The organism is Plantactinospora sp. CA-294935, from assembly GCF_050936445.1.
In the GTDB taxonomy this organism is placed as follows: Bacteria; Actinomycetota; Actinomycetes; order Mycobacteriales; family Micromonosporaceae; genus Plantactinospora.
In genome coordinates, this window is sequence record NZ_JBNJMU010000001.1 from 6,288,615 (window position 1) to 6,308,322 (window position 19,708).

17 protein-coding genes are annotated in these 19,708 nt (G+C 74.8%); 16 read left to right on the forward strand and 1 reads right to left on the reverse strand.

Features of this window, described 5'->3' with window-relative positions; genetic code table 11:
* Nucleotides 1–4: 4 nt before the first annotated feature.
* From ACQEVC_RS27730 to ACQEVC_RS27765, 8 genes are all read left to right on the forward strand, one after another.
* Nucleotides 5–1,321, forward strand: coding sequence for a DegT/DnrJ/EryC1/StrS family aminotransferase (locus ACQEVC_RS27730; protein WP_432883062.1), 1,317 nt, complete (start codon nt 5–7; stop codon nt 1,319–1,321).
* Nucleotides 1,318–2,190, forward strand: coding sequence for a transketolase (locus tag ACQEVC_RS27735; protein ID WP_432883065.1), 873 nt, complete (start codon nt 1,318–1,320; stop codon nt 2,188–2,190). Before ACQEVC_RS27730 ends, ACQEVC_RS27735 begins: the two co-directional genes overlap by 4 nt.
* Entirely contained in the window at nt 2,187–3,164 is a 978-nt protein-coding gene (locus ACQEVC_RS27740) for a transketolase family protein (protein ID WP_432883067.1), read from the forward strand. Before ACQEVC_RS27735 ends, ACQEVC_RS27740 begins: the two co-directional genes overlap by 4 nt.
* An 84-nt stretch (nt 3,165–3,248) precedes the next feature.
* On the forward strand, nt 3,249–3,416 hold the full coding sequence (locus ACQEVC_RS27745) for a lysine biosynthesis protein LysW (protein ID WP_203855675.1): 168 nt from the start codon (nt 3,249–3,251) through the stop codon (nt 3,414–3,416).
* Nucleotides 3,413–4,276 carry a RimK family alpha-L-glutamate ligase gene (locus ACQEVC_RS27750; protein ID WP_432883071.1) on the forward strand — a complete coding sequence of 288 codons (864 nt, stop codon included), beginning with the start codon at nt 3,413–3,415 and terminating at the stop codon, nt 4,274–4,276. The genes ACQEVC_RS27745 and ACQEVC_RS27750 overlap by 4 nt, the downstream gene beginning before the upstream one ends.
* Nucleotides 4,273–5,301, forward strand: coding sequence for an N-acetyl-gamma-glutamyl-phosphate reductase (gene argC / locus ACQEVC_RS27755; RefSeq protein ID WP_432883074.1), 1,029 nt, complete (start codon nt 4,273–4,275; stop codon nt 5,299–5,301). The genes ACQEVC_RS27750 and argC overlap by 4 nt, the downstream gene beginning before the upstream one ends.
* A 9-nt stretch (nt 5,302–5,310) precedes the next feature.
* Nucleotides 5,311–6,120: a [LysW]-aminoadipate kinase gene (locus ACQEVC_RS27760; RefSeq protein WP_432883076.1), complete on the forward strand. Its 810-nt coding sequence runs from the start codon at nt 5,311–5,313 to the stop codon at nt 6,118–6,120.
* Nucleotides 6,117–7,160: a M20/M25/M40 family metallo-hydrolase gene (locus tag ACQEVC_RS27765; protein WP_432883078.1), complete on the forward strand. Its 1,044-nt coding sequence runs from the start codon at nt 6,117–6,119 to the stop codon at nt 7,158–7,160. Before ACQEVC_RS27760 ends, ACQEVC_RS27765 begins: the two co-directional genes overlap by 4 nt.
* Before the next feature lie 64 nt (nt 7,161–7,224).
* On the opposite strand, the gene ACQEVC_RS27770 is transcribed toward ACQEVC_RS27765, so the two are convergent.
* On the reverse strand, nt 7,225–9,189 hold the full coding sequence (locus ACQEVC_RS27770; RefSeq protein WP_432883080.1) for a non-ribosomal peptide synthetase: 1,965 nt from the start codon (nt 9,187–9,189) through the stop codon (nt 7,225–7,227).
* An 88-nt stretch (nt 9,190–9,277) separates the two neighbouring features.
* Between ACQEVC_RS27770 and ACQEVC_RS27775 the strand changes: the two genes are divergently transcribed.
* The 8 genes from ACQEVC_RS27775 to ACQEVC_RS27810 are packed head-to-tail and all read left to right on the forward strand — an operon-like array spanning nt 9,278 to nt 19,662.
* Nucleotides 9,278–10,405, forward strand: a complete 1,128-nt coding sequence (locus ACQEVC_RS27775; RefSeq protein ID WP_432883082.1) for an acyl-CoA dehydrogenase family protein — start codon at nt 9,278–9,280, stop codon at nt 10,403–10,405.
* On the forward strand, nt 10,402–11,265 hold the full coding sequence (locus ACQEVC_RS27780; RefSeq protein ID WP_432883085.1) for an acyl-CoA dehydrogenase family protein: 864 nt from the start codon (nt 10,402–10,404) through the stop codon (nt 11,263–11,265). Before ACQEVC_RS27775 ends, ACQEVC_RS27780 begins: the two co-directional genes overlap by 4 nt.
* Complete coding sequence (locus ACQEVC_RS27785) at nt 11,262–12,032, forward strand: thioesterase II family protein (RefSeq protein WP_432883087.1); 771 nt, start codon at nt 11,262–11,264, stop codon at nt 12,030–12,032. Before ACQEVC_RS27780 ends, ACQEVC_RS27785 begins: the two co-directional genes overlap by 4 nt.
* Before the next feature lie 9 nt (nt 12,033–12,041).
* Complete coding sequence (locus ACQEVC_RS27790) at nt 12,042–13,352, forward strand: DegT/DnrJ/EryC1/StrS family aminotransferase (protein ID WP_432883090.1); 1,311 nt, start codon at nt 12,042–12,044, stop codon at nt 13,350–13,352.
* On the forward strand, nt 13,349–14,377 hold the full coding sequence (locus ACQEVC_RS27795; RefSeq protein ID WP_432883093.1) for a hypothetical protein: 1,029 nt from the start codon (nt 13,349–13,351) through the stop codon (nt 14,375–14,377). The genes ACQEVC_RS27790 and ACQEVC_RS27795 overlap by 4 nt, the downstream gene beginning before the upstream one ends.
* A gap of 23 nt (nt 14,378–14,400) precedes the next feature.
* The gene (locus ACQEVC_RS27800; protein ID WP_432883095.1) at nt 14,401–15,711 is read left to right on the forward strand and encodes an MFS transporter; all 1,311 of its coding nucleotides are present in this window, start codon (nt 14,401–14,403) and stop codon (nt 15,709–15,711) included.
* Complete coding sequence (locus ACQEVC_RS27805; protein ID WP_432883098.1) at nt 15,708–16,346, forward strand: class I SAM-dependent methyltransferase; 639 nt, start codon at nt 15,708–15,710, stop codon at nt 16,344–16,346. The genes ACQEVC_RS27800 and ACQEVC_RS27805 overlap by 4 nt, the downstream gene beginning before the upstream one ends.
* A 16-nt stretch (nt 16,347–16,362) precedes the next feature.
* A complete protein-coding gene (locus ACQEVC_RS27810) occupies nt 16,363–19,662 on the forward strand; it encodes a condensation domain-containing protein (protein ID WP_432883101.1) in 3,300 nt (1,099 codons plus the stop codon).
* The last annotated feature ends 46 nt before the right edge of the window (nt 19,663–19,708 follow it).

Consider the following 19,708-nt stretch of genomic DNA (forward strand, 5'->3'; position numbering starts at 1 on the left):
CACCGTGACCGCCCTGTCCGTTCCGATCCGCCAGCGTGCCGCGGACGTGCTCGCCGCCTTCGGGGGCGCCCCGGCCGTGCCCCGGGCGTTGCGCAACCTGCCCTGGCCGGTGATCACCGACGCCGACCGGGCCGCCGTCACCGCCGTGCTGGACGACCATCTGGTGTCCAACGCGGATGGCGAGACCGCGGTCAGCCGGCTGGAGAACCGCTGGGCCGAGCTCTGCGGCACGCCAGCCTGTGTCGCCGTGTCGAACGGCACCACCGCGCTGTCGCTCGCCCTGGCCGCGCTCGGCATCGGGCCGGGCGACGAGGTGGTGGTGCCGGCGCTCAGCTTCGTCGCGTCCGCCCTCGCGCCGCTGCACCAGCTCGCGGTGCCGGTCTTCGCCGACATCGACCCGGTCAGCTTCACGCTGGACCCGGACTCCGTCGCGGCGGCGATCACCCCGCGGACCGCCGCGATTCTGCCGGTGCACCTGCACGGCCAGCCGGCCGACATGGACCGGCTGGGCGCGCTGGCCGCCCGGCACGGCCTCGCCGTGGTGGAGGACGCCGCGCAGGCCCACGCCGCCACCTGGCGGGGCCGGCCGGTCGGGCAGTTGGGCGACGCGGGCTCGTTCAGCCTGCAGGCGACGAAGAACCTGCCCACCTGCGGCGAGGGTGGCCTGGTCACCTTCACCGACGCCGCGGTGGGCGCGCGGGCCCGCACCGTGCGGCAGTTCGGCGAGGTGATCGAGCCCGGCCGCGACCGGGACTACCTGTCCCACCGGCTCGGCTGGAACCACAAGATGAGCTCCGTCCAGGCCGCGTTCACGCTGTCCCAGCTCGATCGGTTCCCGGCGTACGAGGCGGCCCGGCAGCGCCAGGTGGCCGCCTTCCTCGACCGGTTGCGGTCGCTGCCCGGGCTGACACCGCCGCGCGTCGTGCCCGGCAGCACCCATGCCTGGCACATCCTGCGGTTCCGGCTCGACCCGGAGGCCGCCGGCCTGCCCGACGTCACCCCCGGTGCCCTGCGCCGGACCGTACACCGCCTGCTGCACGCCGAGGGAGTCCCCATGTCGCGATACCAGATCCGGCCGCTCCCCGAGCAGCCCGTCTTCACCGACCGCGTCGGTTTCGGCGGTGGCGTGCCCTGGTCGTACGCCGTGCCGGCGCCCGCACTGCCCACCCCGGTCACCAGCGCGGTGATCGACGACTCGCTGACCCTGCAGAAGCGGCACCTGCACCCGGACGCCGGACCGGCGCTGGAGCGGTACGCGGACGCGTTCGAGAAGGTCTGGGCGAACCTGCCGACCGTGGCGAGCATGGCGAGGGCACGATGACCGTCCTCGCCGTACCAGCCACCGGCCGTACCACCGCGACCGAGGCCGAGGCAGCCGCCGCCCGGATCCGGCACCACGTCGTCGACATGTGCGCCGGTGGCGACGGCGGCCATCTCGGCGGCTCGCTGTCCTGTGTGGACATATTGAGCGTGCTGTACTTCGACGTCCTGCGGGTCGACCCGGATCAGCCGCACGACCCCGGGCGCGACATCTTCCTGTTGAGCAAGGGGCACGCGGCCATCGCCCTGTACGCCACCCTGGCCGAGCGCGGTTTCCTGGACCCCGCGGAGCTGGCCGGGTACGGCCGGCGGGGCAGCCGCCTGCTCGGCCATCCGACCCGGGCGGTCCCCGGCGTGGAGCTGCCGACCGGATCCCTGGGCCACGGGCTCGCCCTCGGCCTGGGCCTGGCCCTGTCCGCGCGGCTGCGCGAGGCGGGCCGCCGGTTCGGGCCGCGGCGGCGCACCTACGTCCTGCTCGGCGACGGCGAGTTGCAGGAGGGCTCGTGCTGGGAGTCGGTGATGGCGGCTGCCTCGACCCGGGCGGACCACCTGGTCGCGGTGGTCGACCGCAACGGCCTGCAACTCGGGTCGCCGACCGAGCGGATCTGCCCGATGGAGCCGCTGGGCGAGCGCTTCCGCAGCTTCGGCTGGGACGTCCGGGAGGTGGACGGGCACGACCACGACGAGCTGCGCGCGGCGCTGGGCACCGCGCCGTGGACCGCGGGCCGGCCCGGCGTGGTGATCGCCCGGACGGTGAAGGGCCACGGCGTACCGGCCGCGGAGAACCGGATCGGCGCCCACTACACCGCCCTGTCGGCCCGGGTCGCCGCCCGCGCCCATCGGGACCTCAGCCTCCGGAAGGCGTCGTGACTTCCCCGGTCGCGGCGCCGGTCGCCACCCGGCACGCGTACCGCGACTGGCTGATCGCCCGGATGCGGGACGACCCCCGGGTGATCTGCCTGGACTCCGACACCGGCCTGTTCACCGGCGCCGACTTCGGTACCGCCGCAGACCGTTACCTGGACCTGGGTATTGCCGAGCAGAATCTGTTCGGGGTGGCGGCCGGACTGGCCCACGACGGGTGGCTGCCGTACGTGAACACGATGGCCGCGTTCGCCGCGAGCCGTGCCGCCGAGGCGGTGAAGATCGACATCGCGTACAACCGCCTCCCGGTCCGGATCGCCGCGACCCACGGCGGCCTGGCTGCCGGGCATCTCGGACCCACCCACCACGCGCTGGAGGACCTGGCCGTCATGCGCGCGATGCCGTCGATGACGGTACTGGTCCCCGGCGACGCGGCCGACGCCGTCGCCCTGCTCGACCAGGCGCACGGTTACGACGGTCCGGTCTACCTGCGGCTCGGCCGCAAGCCGACTCCGGACCTCCCGCCGGCGCCAGCACCCCGGATCGGCGTACCGCAGGTGCGGCGCGACGGGACCGAGGTGTGCCTGCTGGCCTGCGGCCCGCTGCCGACGCTGCGGGTGCTGGCCGCGGCCGAGGCACTGGCTGCGGCCGACGGGGTGAACGCGCGCGTGGTCCAGGTGCACACGCTGAAACCGCTGGACGACGCGGCGATCGCGGGCGCCGTCCGCGGATGCACGGCGGTCGTGACCGTCGAGGAGCACTGGCGCGAGGGTGGCCTCGGCTCGGCGGTGGCCGGGTTCCTGGCCTCCCAACCGGGCCCTCGGCTGGTCCGGATGGGCGTCGGCGACATGTACGTCTCGGCGGTCGGCAGCCAGGAGGAGCTGCTCGACGCGCTCGGCATCACGGCGGCCGGGATCGCCCGCGCCGCTCGCTCGGCGCTGCGGCCCGGGCTCGACTCGCCACTGTTCGCGAAGTTCTGACCGCTGACCCCGCCACTGTTCGCGAAGTTCTGACCGCTGACCCCGCCACTGTTCGCGAAGTTCTGACCGCTGAGGAGGACCGAAGTGACGACCACCTGCCCCGAATGCTTCGAGACCGTGACCGCGCCGGCCGAGCCGGTGCTGCACGAGATCCTCGAGTGCGCCGAGTGTCGCGGCGAACTCGAGGTGGTCAGCACCGCGCCGCTGCTGGTGGCCCTCGCGCCCGAGGTCGCCGAGGACTGGGGAGAGTGACCGCCCGCGCTGGTCGCGACCCGGTGCTGGTGCTGGCCTCCCGGGTCGGGCCGGACGAGAAGTGCCTGCTGACCGCCCTGCGGCGGGGCGGGCACGCGGCAGAGGTGCTGGACACCAACGCGCTGCACCGCGCGGCGTCCGGCCCGACCGGCCCGGGCGGGCTCGTGCTCAACCGGGAGATCGGCCAGGTCCGGGCCCGCTACGCGGCCACCATGCTGGAGGCGGCCGGGATGACCGTGGTCAACTCGGCCGCCGGCGTGCAGACCTGTGGCGACAAGTGGCTGACCAGCCTGGCGCTGGCCCGGGCGGGTCTGCCGGCGCCGCGCACCGTGCTGGCTGCCTCGCCGGCGGCGGCCGGCGAGGCAGCCGCGGAGCTGGGCTTCCCGGTGGTCCTCAAGCCGCTCATCGGGTCCTGGGGACGGCTCGTCACCCGGGTCCGCGACGCCGAGGAGGCGGCCACCGTGCTGGAGCACGTCGCGGCCCAGCCATCGCCACAGGCCCGGGTCGTCTATCTGCAGGAGTACGTGGACAAGCCCGGTCACGACCTGCGTGCGCTGGTGGTCCGGGGCGAGGTGGTCGCGGCGATGCGCCGGTACGCCGACGACTGGCGTACCAACGTCTCCCGGGGCGGTCGCACCGAGCCGTGCGTGCTCGACCCGGACACCGAGAAGCTGGCCGTTCGGGCCGCCGAGGCCACCGGCGCCGACATCGCCGGGGTCGACCTGGCCGAGGACCGGTCCGGCGCGGTGCTGGTGCTCGAGGTCAACCACCGGGTCGAGTTCGCCGGGCTGCAGCGGGCGCACGACGGGCTCGACATCGCCGCGACCATCGTGGACCGGATCGTCGGAGGTGCGTCGTGACCACGACCGCGGCGGTGATCGGCGGCTCCGGGTACATCGGTGGCGAACTGGTCCGGCTGCTGCTCGGCCACCCGGAGATCGAGCTCACCACCGTGACGTCGGCGCGGCTGGCCGGGCGGCCGGTCGACACGGCCCATCCCAATCTGCGCGGCCGCACCCGGCTGACGTTCACCGATCCGGAGGCGCTGAGCGGTGCGGACGTACTCTTCGTGGCCGCGCCGCACACCGAGACGATGGCGCTGCTGCCCCGCCTGCTGGACCGGGGCAAGGTGCTGCTCGACCTCTCCGGCGACTTCCGGCTGCGCGACCCGCTGGTGTACCGGGAGCACTACGGCGTCGCGCACACCGCGCCGGACCTGCTGGAGTCGTTCACGCCCGGGATCCCCGAGTTGCATCGCGACCGGCTGACCGGCGCTGACCGGATCAGCGTGCCCGGCTGCATGGCCACCGCGGCGATCCTCGCCGTGCACCCGCTGGCCGCCGACGGGCTGATCGACGGCGAGGTCGCGGTGGACGCCCGGACCGGCTCCAGCGGGTCCGGCGCCCGCGGCGGGCCGGGCGACGCGCACGCCGAGCGCAGTGGCGCGATGCGCGTGTTCGCGCCGCTGCGGCACCGGCACCAGGCCGAGATCACGCAGGCCACCGGACATCCGTGCCGGATGACCGCGACCGGCGTCGAGGCGGTACGCGGGGTCCAGGTGCTGTGCCGGGCCCGGCTGCGCGACGGTACCGGGCCACGGGAGGTGCGTGACGCGTACCGGCGGGCGTACGCGGCCGAGCCGTTCGTCCGGATCGTGGCGCAGCGCCGAGGTACGTTCCGGCTGCCCGACCCGAAGATCCTGGCCGGTTCGAACTTCTGCGACGTCGGCCCGGTGGTGGACTGCGTCGACGGGTGGGTCACCGCCGTCGGTGCCCTGGACAACCTGGTCAAGGGCGGCGCCGGCAATGCCGTGCAGTGCCTGAACATCCGGATGGGCTGGCCGGAGGAGCTCGGCCTCGGCTTCACCGGACTGCATCCGGTCTAGGAGGCGGGTATGGACGTCGTGGTGGTCAAGTGCGGCGGCAACGCCGGGGTGGACGCGGCCGCGGTCTGCGCCGACGTCGCCGCCCTACACGTCGCGGGCACCCCGGTGGTGCTGGTGCACGGCGGGTCGGCGGAGATCGACCGGCTCGCCGCCCGGCTGGGCGTGCCGCGCCGGGAACTGGTCTCGCCGGACGGCGTGACCACCCGCTACACCGACGCGGCGACGCTGGAGGTCGTCCAGCTTGCCCTGGCCGGAATCGTGAAGCCGCGGCTGGTCGCCGGCCTGGCCCGGCACGGGGTGCCGGCGGCCGGGCTGACCGGCCTGGACGCCGGTCTGCTGCGGGCCCGGCGCAAACGTGCGGTCCGGGCGGTGTCCGGCGGGCGCCGGGTGGTGGTCCACGACCAGCACGCCGGTCGCCTCGAACATGTCGATCCGGCCGTCCTGCTCGCGATGCTGGGTGCCGGTGTGGTGCCGGTGGTGTCCCCGCCGGCCGCGGACGAGGACGGCGCGCCGGTCAACGTGGACGCCGACCGGGCGGCGGCGGCGATCGCGGCGACTCTCCGGGCCCGCGCGCTGGTGCTGCTCACCGGCGCGCCCGGCGTGCAGACCGACCCGGACGACCCGGGCTCGGTGCTCCCGGCGGTGACCGTCGGAGACACCCTGCCGGCGTACGCGGCCGGCGGCATGGCCCTGAAGCTGGTCGCCGCGCGCGAGGCGCTGGCTGGTGGAGTGCCGCGGGTGGTGGTCGCCGCCGGCTCCGGTCCCGAGCCGGTACGCGCGGCGCTGGCCGGCGGCGGCACCCTGGTCGGTGCCCGGTGACCTCGCCCGTCGACCTGCTGACCGACCTGGTCGCGATTCCCTCGCCGTCGTACGCCGAGCACGAGGTCGCCGCCTGCCTGGTCGGCCACCTGCACCGGCTGGGGTTCGCCGCGCACCTGGACGCGGCCGGCAACGCGGTCGGCGTCCTGGACCGGGGTCCCGGGCCGTCCGTGCTGCTGCTCGGGCACATCGACACGGTGCCCGGCGGGCCGCCCCTGCGGGTCACCGCCGACGCGGTGCACGGCCGGGGCGCGGTGGACGCCAAGGGGCCGATGGCGGCGCTCACCTGCGGGGCGGCGCGGGCCACCGGCTTCCGGGGGCGGCTGACCGTGGTCGGTGCGGTGGAGGAGGAGACGCCGGGCTCCCGTGGCGCGATGGCGGTAAGGGACACCCTGCCCCGCCCGGACGCCGTGATCATCGGCGAGCCGAGCGGGTGGTCCGATGTGGTGCTGGGGTACAAGGGCAAGCTCGACCTGCGGGTCCGCGCCGACTGCCCGGGGGCACACCCGAGCGCCCCGTACCCGCGGGCGGTGGAACTTGCCGCCCGGGCCTGGGCGGTGTTGCTGGACGAGATCGGCGCCGACCCGGCCGACCCGGCGTCGGCGCACCGGAACTTCGCCGACCCGGCGGCGACGCTGACCCTGCTGCGCGGCGACCCGGAGCACGCCGAGGCCGAGATGAGCGTCCGGACCCCGCCGGGATTCGACGTGCACGCCTGCGTCGCCGCCGTGCGCGCCCGGGTCCCGGCGGCCACCGTGACGGTGCGGGGCGCGGTACGCGCCTGCCGGGTGCGGCGCAGCGACCCGGTGGTGCGCGCGCTCAGCGGTGCCATCCGGGCCGAGGGCGGGGAGCCGGGCGCCAAGGTGAAGACCGCCACCTCGGACATGAACACCCTGAGCGAGGTCTGGTCGGTGCCGATGGCCACGTACGGCCCGGGGGACAGCCGGCTCGACCACTCCGATGACGAGCACATCCGCATCGACGACTTCCTGCGCGGCGTCGCCGTCGTCGAGCGCGCCCTCACCTCGCTATCGCTCTGAGACGTACCGACATGGCGGGCGGCGGACCCCGATCCGGGATCCGCCGCCCGTCACCGTCCGGCGCTCACTCGGCGAGCATCGCCTCGACCTCGTCGTCGGAGAGGTCCGCCAGTCCGGCGAGGATGGCATCCAGGTCGCTGCCCGGTCCGGCGGTCGCGGCCGTTTCGACCGTGCCGGCGAGCCAGGCCAGCGTCGGCTCGCGGAGGAAGTCGCTCAGCGGGATCTCGGCGTCGAACTCCTCGCGTACCCGGGACAGCAGCCGGATCGCCTGGATGCTGTCCCCGCCCAGCTCGAAGAAGTCGTCGTCCGGGCCGGCGGCGACGGGCCCGAGCACCGGCAGCAGGCAGGTGTCGCGCAACCGCCGCTGGGTCGGGCTCAGCTCGGCCGCACCGTCGTCGCCACCGGCCGGCCGGATCCGGCGCAGCGCGGCCAGGTCGGTCTTGCCGTTCACCGTCAGCGGGATCGCGTCCACCTCGACGAGCAGGGCCGGAACCATGTGCCGGGGGACCAGCTCGGCCGCCCGGGCGCGGATCGCGGCCAGGTCGGCCGGCGCGGTGACCGGCACGATGTAGGCGACGAGCTGGCCGTCGTCCTCGGTGGTGGCCACGGCCTGCCGTACCCCGTCGGTGCGGACCAGGGCCGACTCGACGTCGCCCAGCTCCACCCGGTGCCCGTGGACCTGTACCTGCCGGTCGTTGCGGCCGAGGAAGACCAGGTCGCCGTCGGCGGTCCACCGGCACAGGTCACCGGTGCGGTACAGCCGGTCGCCCGGATGGCGGGCCCAGGGGTCCGGGACGAACCGGTCGGCGGTAGGGCCGGGACGGCCGGCGTACCCGCGGGCCAGGCCGGGACCGCCGATGCAGAGTTCGCCCGGTTCACCCACCGGCACCGGGCGCAGCCGTTCGTCGAGGGCGTACGCGACGTGGTTGTCCATCGCCCGCCCGATCGGCGGCGACGTGGTCCACTCGCCGGTGCACTCCTTGGCCACCACGGTCACCGTGCACTCGGTCGGGCCGTACCCGTTGAGGAATCGGCAGTGCCGCGCCCACCGGGTGGTCAGCTCGCCGGTGAACGCCTCGCCGCCGACGAAGGCCACCCGCAGGTCCGGGAACCCGGCCGGGTCGAGCAGGTCCAGGATGGCCGGTGGCAGGTCCACGACGGTGATCCGTTCCCGGCGCAGCGCGGCAGACAGGGCGGTCACCGACAGCCGCTCGTCGTCGCCGGGCAGGTACAGCGCGGCGCCGGTCAGCAGGGCGGCGAAGATCTCGAACACCGACACATCGAAGCCCAGCGACGCGTACTGGATGATCCGGTCCTCGGGCGTGAGCCCGAACATCCGCTGGACGGTCTCGACGAAGTGCACCGCGCCGGCGTGCTCGAGCAGCACCGCCTTGGGCACGCCGGTGCTGCCGGAGGTGTAGATGGCGTATGCCAGCCGGTGCGGGTGCCCGGGCGAGGCGGCGAGCGGGGGCGCGGCGGGCCACGGCCGGTCCAGCCGGAACACGGGCGGACCGTCCGGTGGCAGCACCGGCTCGGTGCCGGCGTCGGCCAGGACCAGGACGGGATCGGCGTCGCGCAGCACCGCGGCGATGCGCTCGGCCGGATTGCCCGGGTCGATCGGCACCCAGTACCCGCCGGCCCGCAGCACGGCCAGGATCCCGATGACCGCCCGTGCGTCGCCGCGTCCGGTGAGGACCGCGACCGGGCGCTCCGCGTCCACGCCGTGGGCGCGCAGGGCGGCGGCCAGCTGCTCGACCTCGGTGGCCAGCTCGGCGTACGTCCGGCGGCCGGCGCCGTCGACGACCGCGACCCGGCCGGGTTGTCGGGCGGCCGTCTCGGCGAACACCTCGCTGAGGGTGCGGGGCGTGCGCGGGATCTCGTCGGGCGCCCACTCGCGCATCAGGGTCTCGATGTCGTCCGGTGGCGGCGCCGGCGGCGCGGTGGCCGCCCGCAGTCCGGTGAGGAAGCTCGTCCGCCGGTCGGCCGGGATGCGGCTGAGCCGGCGCAGCAGCTCGTTGTCAACAGTCACCGCTCCTCCTCAGGAAATCGGGTTTACGGGAGTGACAGAGCGAACTTTACTGGAGTAATCTCCGGTTCACTAGAGAAAGGAGGTGGCCGTGGACTTCGGATTCGACTCGCACCAGAGCCGACTGCGCGCCCGGGTTCGCGCCGTACTGGCGACGCCCGGCGTCCGCCGCGCCATCGACGACCTCGCGGCGGGCACCGGCGAACCCGACGAACGCCCGCTCTACCGGGCGATCGGCGCCGCCGGCGTCCTCGCCCCCGACTGGCCCGCCGAGTTCGGCGGCCTCGGCGGCGGACCGATGACCCTCGCGGTGGTCGCCGAGGAACTGTCCCGGGCCGGTGTCCCGGACACCCTGCACATCAACACCGTCCAGATCGTCGGGTCGGTGCTGCGCGCCATCGGCACGGCGGACCAGCAACAACGCTGGCTGCCCCGGTTCGCGGCCGGGGAGCGGTTCGCCTGCGTGCTCTACACCGAGCCGGAGGCCGGGTCCGACCTGGCCGCGCTGACCACCCGGGCCGAGCCGGCGCCGGGCGGGTACCTGGTGAGCGGCACGAAGATCTACAGCCTCAAGGCCGCCCTCTGCGACGTGGCGCTCGCCGCGGTGCGCACCGGCGACCCCGGATCCCGCTACGACGGCATCACCCTCGTCCTGATCGACCTGCACGCGCCCGGCGTCCGCGTGGCGCGGATACCCAGCCTCGCCGATGAGCATTTCCACCGGGTCGACCTCGACGCGGTGTTCGTCCCGGAGTCCGATGTGCTCGGTGAACCGGGCGCCGGCTGGGCCGCGCTCACCACGGCGCTGGCCATGGAACGCACCGGGCTCGACTACGCGCTCAAGGCGGCCCGTTGGTACGACACCGCCCGCGCCGCCCTGACCCCCGGCGACGCCGCCGACAGCCTGGCCGACCTGGGCCGGCACGGCGCCCGCGCCGACGCCGCCCGGCTGCTCGCCTGGGCCGCGCTGGCCCGGCTGGAGGAGGACCGCTTCGACCCGGTGTTCGCGGCGATGGCCAAGCTGCACACCAGCGAGTCCGCCGCCGCGGTGGCCGAGTGGGGCGCCGCGCTGCACGGCGCGGCCGCCGCCCCGGCCACCGGCCGCGCCCGCTGCCTCGAATCGGCCTGGCGGGAGGCGCCCGGCCTGACCATCTCGGCCGGCGTCTCCGAGGTGATGCTCGAACTGATCGCCGGGTCCCTGTCCGGGAGCGCGCGATGAGGCCGCTGCCCGACGCCCTGCAGGACGAGCTGCGCACGGCGCTGCGCCGGGCGCTGCACGACGTACCGCCGCGCGGCGACGTGCACGACCTGCTCGGCCGGCTCGGTCTGCACGGCCTGGAGATCGCGCCGGCCGCCGGTGGGCTCGGACTCGGGCTGAGCTACGGCGTCGTGGTGGCCGAGGAGCTCGGACGGGTCGCGGCGTGCGACACGTACCGGTCCGGGTGCCTGGCCGCGGAGACCGGGCCGTCCGCCGCAGCCGAGGTCGCCGGGGGCGCGCGCCCACCGGCCGTGGCGCCGCCCCCGGCCGGCGGCGCGCTGGTCCGCGCGCGGATCCGTCAGGCCGGCTACCTCGTCGGTCTGGCAGCCGGCGCGCACGAACTGGCGGTCCGGCGCAGCGGTGAGCGACGCCAGTTCGGCCGACCGATCGCCGCCTTCCAGGCCACCGGCTTCATCCTCGCCGCCGACCTGGTCCACATCGAGGAGGCCCGATTGCTGACCGCGTACGCCGCCTGGCTGGCCGACCGGGACACCGCCGGTATCCCGGACTCCGCGGCCGACGAGCCGTGCGGCTGGCCGCCTGCCGACGGCGAACCGGAGCTGGCCGCGATCCAGGCCCTCGCCGCCGCCGCCGAGGCGGCCACCGGCGTCACCCGGCGGGCGCTGCACCTGCACGGCACGTACGGGCTCACCGGCGACGCCGCGATCCAGCACTACTACCGGCTGGCCGGGACCGAGGCGACCAGCCTGGGCCGGCCGGCCGCGCTGTGGCGGGCCGCCGGACACCGGCGCCTGACGGCCGGCCCCGACACCGAACACACGACCGCGGTCCTTGCCGCCGCGGGGAAGGGCGAGCGATGAACCCCTGGTTCCGGATCCACCAACGAGACCCCGAGGCGCCGATGCGGCTGTACTGCCTGCCGTACGCCGGTGGCAGCGCCTCCCTCTACCGTGGCTGGGGTGCCGGCCTGACCGGTGTCGCCGAGGTTGTCGCGGTGCAGTTGCCGGGACGGGAGAACCGGATCGGCGAACCGCCGGTGGCCGCCATGTCCACCCTGGTCGATCGGCTCACCCGAGCGATGCGGGCCGAGCCGGCCCGGCCGTACGCGCTGTTCGGCTACAGCATGGGCGCGCGGGTGGCCCACCACGTCGCGCATGTCCTCTCCGCAGCGGGCCGACCGCCGGAACGGCTGTTCGTCGCCGCCTCGCCCGGCCCGGCCGCGCCACCCGGCCCGGCCGCGCACCACCTGAGCGAACCCGATCTGATCGCCCACCTGCGCCGGCTCGGCGGTACCCCGGACGAGGTGCTGGACAGCGCCGAACTGCGCCGGCTGGTGCTGCCCGCGGTCCGTGCCGACCTGGCCGTGGTGGAGACCGCGGCCCGCCCGGCCGGCCCGCCGCTGTCCTGCCCGGTGCACGCCTTCGCCGGGCGCACCGACCCGGAGGCGTCACCGGACCGGATGGCCGCCTGGGACGTGGAGACGTCCGGCGACTTCGTCCTCGACACATTCGACGCCGGTCACTTCTTCGTCCACGCCGACCCGGCCGGTCTGCTCGCGCGGGTCCGGGCCTGTCTCGTCCCGGTCCCGGCGCGCCCGGTGGCCGCGCCGGCAGCCGTCGCCGCCTAGGAGGCCGTCATGGGCACCGACGATCCCGTCGTCATCCCGCACCCGCCGCGCTGGCCGGTCTACGACCGCGCGGCGGCCGACCGGGCCGCCGAGCTGATCAGGCGCGGCCGCTCCTTCGACTACGACCACGGGCCGGAGATCGCCGGCCTGGAGGCGGCGTTCTCCCGACGGCACGACGGGCGGCACGCGCTCACCCTGAACTCCGGGACCAGCGCCCTGCTGGCCGCGTACTTCGCGCTCGGGCTCGGGCCCGGCGACGAGGTGATCGTGCCGACGTTCACCTTCCTCGCCACCGCCTCGCCGCTGTTCCTGCTCGGCGCCGTGCCGGTACTCGTGGACAGCGAGGGTCCGGACGGCACGGTGAGCGCGGCGAGAATCGAGCGGGCGGTCACGCCGCGGACCCGGGCGGTGGCGGTGACCCACCTGTTCGGGCACCCGGCACCGATGGACGAGATCACCGCCCTGTGCCGGCGGCGCGGGCTCGCCCTCGTCGAGGACTGCTCGCATGCGCACGGGTCCACGTACCGGGGCCGGCCCGTCGGCACCTTCGGCGATCTCGCCGTCTTCAGCATCGGCGGGCTCAAACTCGTCTCCGGCGGGATGGGCGGGGTGCTGCTCGCCCGCGACTCCCGGCACTACGACCTGGCCTGCCTGCTGACCGCCTTCAAGCAGCGCAGCGAACGCACCGTGCACGATCCGCGGCTGCGCCGGCTGGCCGACGTCGGGCTCGGCGGCAACCTGCGGATCAGCCCGCCCGCGGCGGTGCTGGCGCAGAGCCACCTGGACCGGATCGAGGAGCTGGTGGCCGCGAAACGCGCCAACGTGTACCGGCTGCTGGAGCCGCTGGTCGCGCACCCCGGGCTGACCGGTCCGGTGATCGCCCCGCACGTGACGATGGGCGGCTGGTACGACGTCGTCGTCACCGTCGACCCCGAGCGGGCCGGGTTCAGCCGGGACGACCTCGTGGCGGCGCTGCGCCGACAGGGTGTCAAGGCCGACGTGCCGGCCACCCGGCCGCTGCACCTGAGCAGCATCTTCACCGGCGCCGAGCCCGGGCACCGGCGCCCGTACCCGCCGGACGTGCTGGCCCGGCACTTCCGGCACCGTCGTGGTGACCTGCCGGTCGCCGAGGCGCTGCACGACGGCTGGGTCAGCCTGCCCGGGCCGTACTTCAACGACACCGCCGGAGCGCTGGTCGAGCCGTACCGGGCCGCGTTCCGGGCCGCCCTCGACCGGCTGGGGTCGGCCCGCCCGCCGGCCCCGTCCGCTGCGACAGCGGTCGTACCGGGAACCCGTGCGGCCGCGGGAGGAGTCCGATGATCCGTTCCACCGAACCAGCCGCGCACCTGGTCATGCCGGCCAGCGTCGGCGTCTGGTTTCCGCATTTCCTCGGCTCCGGAGGCCCGGACCGCACCCTGGTGCTCGGCGAGGCGCCCGCCGTCGACGTCGGCGTGGTCCGCGACGCCCTGTCCCGGATCGGCTCCCGCCGGGTGGTGCTGCACTCCGGCCACGACACCCTCTACCGGGACCGGACCCTGGCGCAGGCACTCGCCGGATCCGGGTTCCGGCCGATCGCGCAGTCCGGCCGGGCCACCCGGATCGGGCTGGACAAGCTCCTGATGAAGGAGTTCTTCGACGCCCGCGGCTGCCCGGGCCTGCCCTGGACGACCGGCAACCGGCTGCCCGGGGTCGCCGGGGACCCGCTCGTCGTCATCAAGGACCGGCACGGCACGCAGAGCCGCGGGACCGTGCTGGCCCGGCTGAGCAACCGCGCTCCGGCCCCGGACGAGATCGCCGAACTGTACGCCGACGGCGTCGAGTACTCGATGGTCGTCTTCCGGGACGGCGAGCGGGTGGTGACCCTGCCGCCGATCTGGAAGGGGCCGACCTCGACCGCGCTGGTGCCGCCCTGGCGCCGGTTGCGGCTGTGCCCGTACGACTCGATCGATCCGGCCCTGGAACGCCGGCTGCGCGACGACGCGCGGGCGCTCGCCGTCTCCGCCGACGCGGTCGGCCTGATCGAGATCGAGTACCTGGTCACCGCCGACGGCGTGGCCCGGGTCCTGGAGATCAACCCGCGCGTCTCCGGCACCATGCGGCTGGCCGCGATGGCCACCGGGCTGCCGATCTTCGCGCTGTACGACGACCACACGGTCAGCGGCGACGTCGCCGCCACCGGCCATGCCGCCGAGATGCCGTACCGGGGCGACCCGGTCTGCGACCCGGCGGGCGGCGTCTTCGCCACCTCACGGCTCACCGTCGTCGCCGACGACCCCGGCCGTGCCCTCGACAAGCTGCGCCGCTGCGCCGGCGTGCCTGCCGTTGCCACCGCGGCAGCGGCCTGATCCGTTCGCCAGGAGGTTCACCGATGATCACCGAACTCGCACCCGCGACCACCCCGCCGCCCGAGCCGGCCCCACCGCGCGACCACTCCAAGCGTGACTTCCGGCTGCTCTGGTTCGGGCAGGGCGTGTCCACGATCGGCAGCGAGATCACCGAGATCGCGCTGCCGTTCACCGCCCTGGTCTTCCTGGGGGCGTCGGCCACCGAGATCGGCATCCTCAGCGGCCTGAAGGACCTGGCCGGGCTGGTGCTGACCCTGTTCGCCGGCGTCCTGGTCGACCGGATGCGCCGCCGCCGCCTGATGATCGCGGCCGACCTGGGCCGCTTCCTCGCGCTCGGGATAATCCCGCTACTGGCGCTCGGCGGCATCCTGTCGATGCCGATCCTGTACGTCGCCGCCTTCGTGGTCGGCTGCCTGACCGTCGTGTTCAACCTGGCGTACCCGGCGTTCGTGGGGTCCCTGCTGGACAACGACCGGCTGATCAACGCGAACAGCAAGCTGGAGGGCACCCAGCAGATCGCCGGCGTCGTCGGCCCCGGTCTCGGCGGCATCCTGGTGCAGGTGCTGCGCGCCCCGTTCGCGATCGCCGTGGACGCGCTCAGCTTCCTGCTGTCCGCGCTGAGCCTCAGCGCGATGCGGCACCGCGAGTCCGAGGACGACCTGATCCGCGGCGACACCGGCGGGTTCCGCGGCGTCTTCCGGGACATCAAGGAGGGCCTGGTCGCCACGTTCGGGAACCCACACCTGCGCGCCCTGGCCGCCGAGGCCGCGACGTTCAACCTCTTCTCCCAGATCGTCATGGTGCTGTTCCTGGTGTACGCCAGCCGCGACGTCGGCCTCAGCGCCGGTGTCATCGGGGTGGTCTTCGCCGTCGGCAGCGTCGGCGGCACCCTCGGCGCCCTGATCACCGGCAAGCTGGTGGACCGGATCGGGGTCGGCCCGGCGCTGGTCTGGTCGACCGCGCTGACCGTCGCCCCGATGGTGGCCCTGCCGTTCATCAGCGGGCCGAAGCCGGTGCAGGCCGTGCTCTTCGGCGCGGTCTACCTGATCGTCGGACTCGGCATCGTGATCTCCGCGATCACCAGCATCACGATGCGCCAGACCATCACGCCGAGCCGACTGCGTGGCCGGGTCAATGCCAGCTTCCGGTTCGTCACCATCGGCGTGATCCCGATCGGCGCGGTCGGCGCCGGCCTGCTCGGCGACTGGATCGGCCTGCACAACGCCCTGTACATCTCGGCCGTCGGCACGCCGCTGGCGCTGCTGTGGCTGATCTTCTCGCCCGTGCCCAAGGTCCGCACCCTGGACGAGATCACTCCGGAGGAGAACCGATGACCGCCGCGATCAGCGACCCGGCCGTTAACGCCGGAGGCTGCGACCACGGGTACGCCCTGACGCCGTGCCTGTGGGGCGTCGAGCCGGAGCCGTACGTCGAAGCGTTGGACCGTCACGTCACGCTGGACGGCGCCCGCGCGCTCGACGCCGGCTGCGGCGAGGGCCGCAACACCGTCTTCCTGGCCCGAGCCGGCGCGACCGTGGACGCGGTCGACATCTCCGAGCTGGCCCTGGAGCACGCCCGCCGGCTCTGGCCGGACGAGCCGCGGATCACCTGGGGGACGGCGGACGTCTCGCTGGCCGTCCCGGGCGGCGGGTACGACGTCGTGGTCTGCGACAGCGTGCTGCACTGGAACTCCAGCCTGGACCAGGCCCGGCGAACCGTCCGGAACCTCCAGGCGGCGACCCGGCCGGGCGGGGTGCACGTGCTCTGCTCGTTCAACGACCGCGCGCAGCAGTTGGACCGGCACGTCAATCCGCCCCGGCTGCTGCCCGCGCACCAGGAGTACCTGCGCATGTACACCGGCTGGGAACTGTTGCGGGTCGAGGACATCACGATCATCTCGTCGCACGCGGACGTGCCGGAGCCGCACACGCATTCGGTCACCAAGATCCTGGCCGCCCGGCCACGCTGAGGACGAGGAGGACGTGATGCTCGACTCCCCGACGGTCGCCGCCGGGCCGGTGCCCCTCTCGTACGCCCAGGAGCAGCTCTGGTTCATCGAGAACCTGTCCCCGGCGGCGCGGCTGTACAACGAGCTGTGGCAGCTGCGGCTGGACGGCGACCTCGACGTCGGCCTGCTCGGCCGGGCGCTGGACGCGGTGGCGGAGCGGCACGAGTCGCTGCGTGCCACGTTCCCGACCGAGAACGGCGCGCCGGTCTGCCGGTACCTGACATCCCTGTCGCTGGCCACCGGCCCGGCGCACGACCTGGGCCACCTGCCGGAGGGCGAGCGCCGGCCGGCGGCCGAGCGGATCGCCCGCGAGTTCGCCGACCGCCCGTACGACATCGCCGCCGGGCCGCTGACCCGCAGCATGCTGCTGCGCCTCGGCCCGCGCGAGCACCTGCTCCTCATCGGGTGCCACCACCTGGTCGCCGACGGGCAGTCGTTGACGCTCATCCGCACCGAGCTGGACGAGCTGATGACGGCCGAGCTGACCGGCCGACCGCCGGCGCTGCCACCGCCGGCCGCCCGGTTCGCCGACCACGTGGCGCGGCAGCGGGCGGCGCTGGCCGGCGGGGAGTGCGGCGAGGGGCAGGCGTACTGGCGGGATCGGCTGTCCGGCGCCCCCGCACTGCTCGACCTGCGCAAGGGACGGCTCCGGCCGGCGGTGAAGTCCGAGCACGGCGAACGTGCGCGGTTCGACCTGGATCCGGCGTCCGCCCGCGGTCTGCTCGACTTCGCGATCCGGGAGAGCAGCACCCCGGCCTGCGTGCTGATCGCGGCGTTCGCGGCGGTGGCGCACCGGCACACCGGGGACGACGACCTGATCATCGGCACCGCCGGCGCGGGAAGGAGCCCGGGCGGCTTCGACGACGTGGTCGGGTTCTTCGCCAACACCCTGCCGCTGCGGCTGCGTCCGCACCCGGCCTCGTCGTTCCGCAGCCTGCTCGCCGAGACCACGGACGCGGTGCTGGACGCGCTGGAGTTCGAGGAGGTGCCGTTCACCAGCATGGTCGAGGGCCTCACCGGCCGGGACCCGAGCATCCCGCCGCTGGTGCAGGTGATGGTCACCCAGTCGCCGAAGGTGGCCGAGGGCGTGCCGTTCGGCCCGGTGCGGGCCACCGAGGAGCAGATTCCGCGCGGCCGTGCCCGCTTCGACCTGCTGATCGAGGCCGAGGTCGGCCCGGGCGACGTGACCCTGTGGGTGGAGTACGACGACGCGCTGTTCGAGGCGGCGTACGTGGGTACCCTGATCCGGCACCTGGAAGCGGTGCTGCGTGCCGGGTGCGCGGACCCGGAACTCGAACTGGGCCGGTTGCCGATGCTGGGTGCGGGGGAGCGGTCCTGCTCGGAGCGGGAGGTGCTGATCGGCGACTGCGTGGCCCCCGACTTCGCGCTGGGTCGGCTGCACCGCGCCGGCCCGGGCGGGCGCATCGACGACGTGCTCGTCCCGCCGGGCCCGGACACCGGCCGGGTTGGGTACCGGCGGCCGGGTGGTGTCGTCGTCGACCTGGGCCCGGCGGACCGGTTCCCGGTCATCGGCGGCATCACCGTGCCGCTGGACGAGGCGGCCGCGCTGCCACCGGACGCCGTTCCGCGGTACGCCTCCGCCGCCCGGCAACCGGGTGCCGAGCCGGACGTCGGCGACCCGCCCGGCCTCGACACGGTCCGGCCGGCGCTGCTAGCACTGTGGCGCCGGGAACTCGGCGACCCCGGGTACGGCCCGCACGACGACGTGTTCGAGCACGGCGGCCACTCGATGATGGTGGCCCGGCTGGCCCTGTTGGCCCGTGACGAACTGGGGCTCGAAGCGCCGATCCGGGCGATCTTCGAACACCCCACCGTGGACGGTCTGGCCCGGTTGATCTGCCGGGGGCAGCCGGACGCCGTGCAGACCCTGCAACTGCTGGCCGGGCTCAGCGGCGACGAGCTGGACGCCCTGCTGCCGGCCGCCGCCGGACCGGCCGCCGCCGATCCCGGCCCCGCCCCGCTGACCGGGGCGCAACGGCAGATCTGGGTGATGGAGCAGCTCGCCCCCGGCGGGTCGACGTACAACGTCCCGCTGGAGTTCGACCTGACCGGCACGCTCGATCCGGAGGCGCTCACGGCGGCGTTCGCCGCGGTGACCGCGCGGCACGACGCGCTGCGGTGCCGGTACGAGTGGACCGCGGATGGCCCCGTGCAGCAGGTCGTGCCCGGCGCCGGCCCGGAGCTGGAGCTGCATGACCTCACCGGCCTCGGCGAGCAGCGGGCCCTGGCGGCCGCCGACCGGATGGCCCGCGAGCAGGCGGCGTCCGGGTTCGACCTGCGCACCGAGCCCCCGGTCCGGGCCCAGTTGGTGCTGGCCGGGCCGGCCCGGGCCCGGCTGCTGGTGGTGTTCCACCACATCGGCGTGGACGAGGTCGGCCTCTACACGTTCCGGCGGGATCTGGTGGCCGCGTACCGGGCGGCCCGGGACGGTCGGCCGGCCGCGCTGCCGGCGCCCGCGCTGACCTGGACCGAGTACGCCCGGTGGGAGCACGACTGGCTGGCCGGCCCGGCCGGGGACCGCCAGCGCGACTACTGGGCCGCTGCGCTGCGCGGCGTGCCGGAGCTTCGGCTGCGCACCGACCTGGTGCCGCCGGAGGGCCTGAGCTTCGCCGGCGGCCACTACGACCGGGTGCCGTCGGTGCCGCTGATGAGCGCGGTCAGGATGCTCGGCGCGGAGCTGTCGGCGACGCCGTTCATGGTGTTCGCGGCGGCGTGCGCGGTGCTGTTGTCGCGGCTGTCCGGGCAGCAGGAGTTCGTGGTCGGGGCGCCGGCCGAGAACCGGCAGCGCGCCGACGCGCGCGAGCTCGTCGGGTGCTCGGTCAACGTGCTGGCGCTGCGGGTCCGGGTTCCGTCCGGGGCCACGTTCGCGGAGGTCGTCGCCGGAGTCCGGGAGGTGACCATCGACGCGTACGACAACCAGGGCCTGCCGCTGCCGGAGGTGGTCCGGCTGCTCGGGGTGCGGCGCGAGGCGAACCGGCTGCCGCTGGTCCAGGTCACCGTGGCCTGGCAGGACGGCGACGACATCAACCTGGACCTGCCGGGCTGCGCGTCGACCTGGCGGTACGTCTCCAGCGGCGCGTCCCGCTACGACATCTCGTACACCGCCCTGCGGCGCGGGGACGAGCTGGAGCTGGGCGCTGAGTACAACACCGCGCTCTGGCACGCCGAGTCGATCGATGCCCAGCTCGCCGCGCTGGAGCGGATCCTCGTCGGCGCCGCCGCTGCCCCGGCCACCGCGGTATCAGAGCTCGACTGACAGCGCACAGGACGGGAGCGGTCATCCACAGTGGATGACCGCCCCC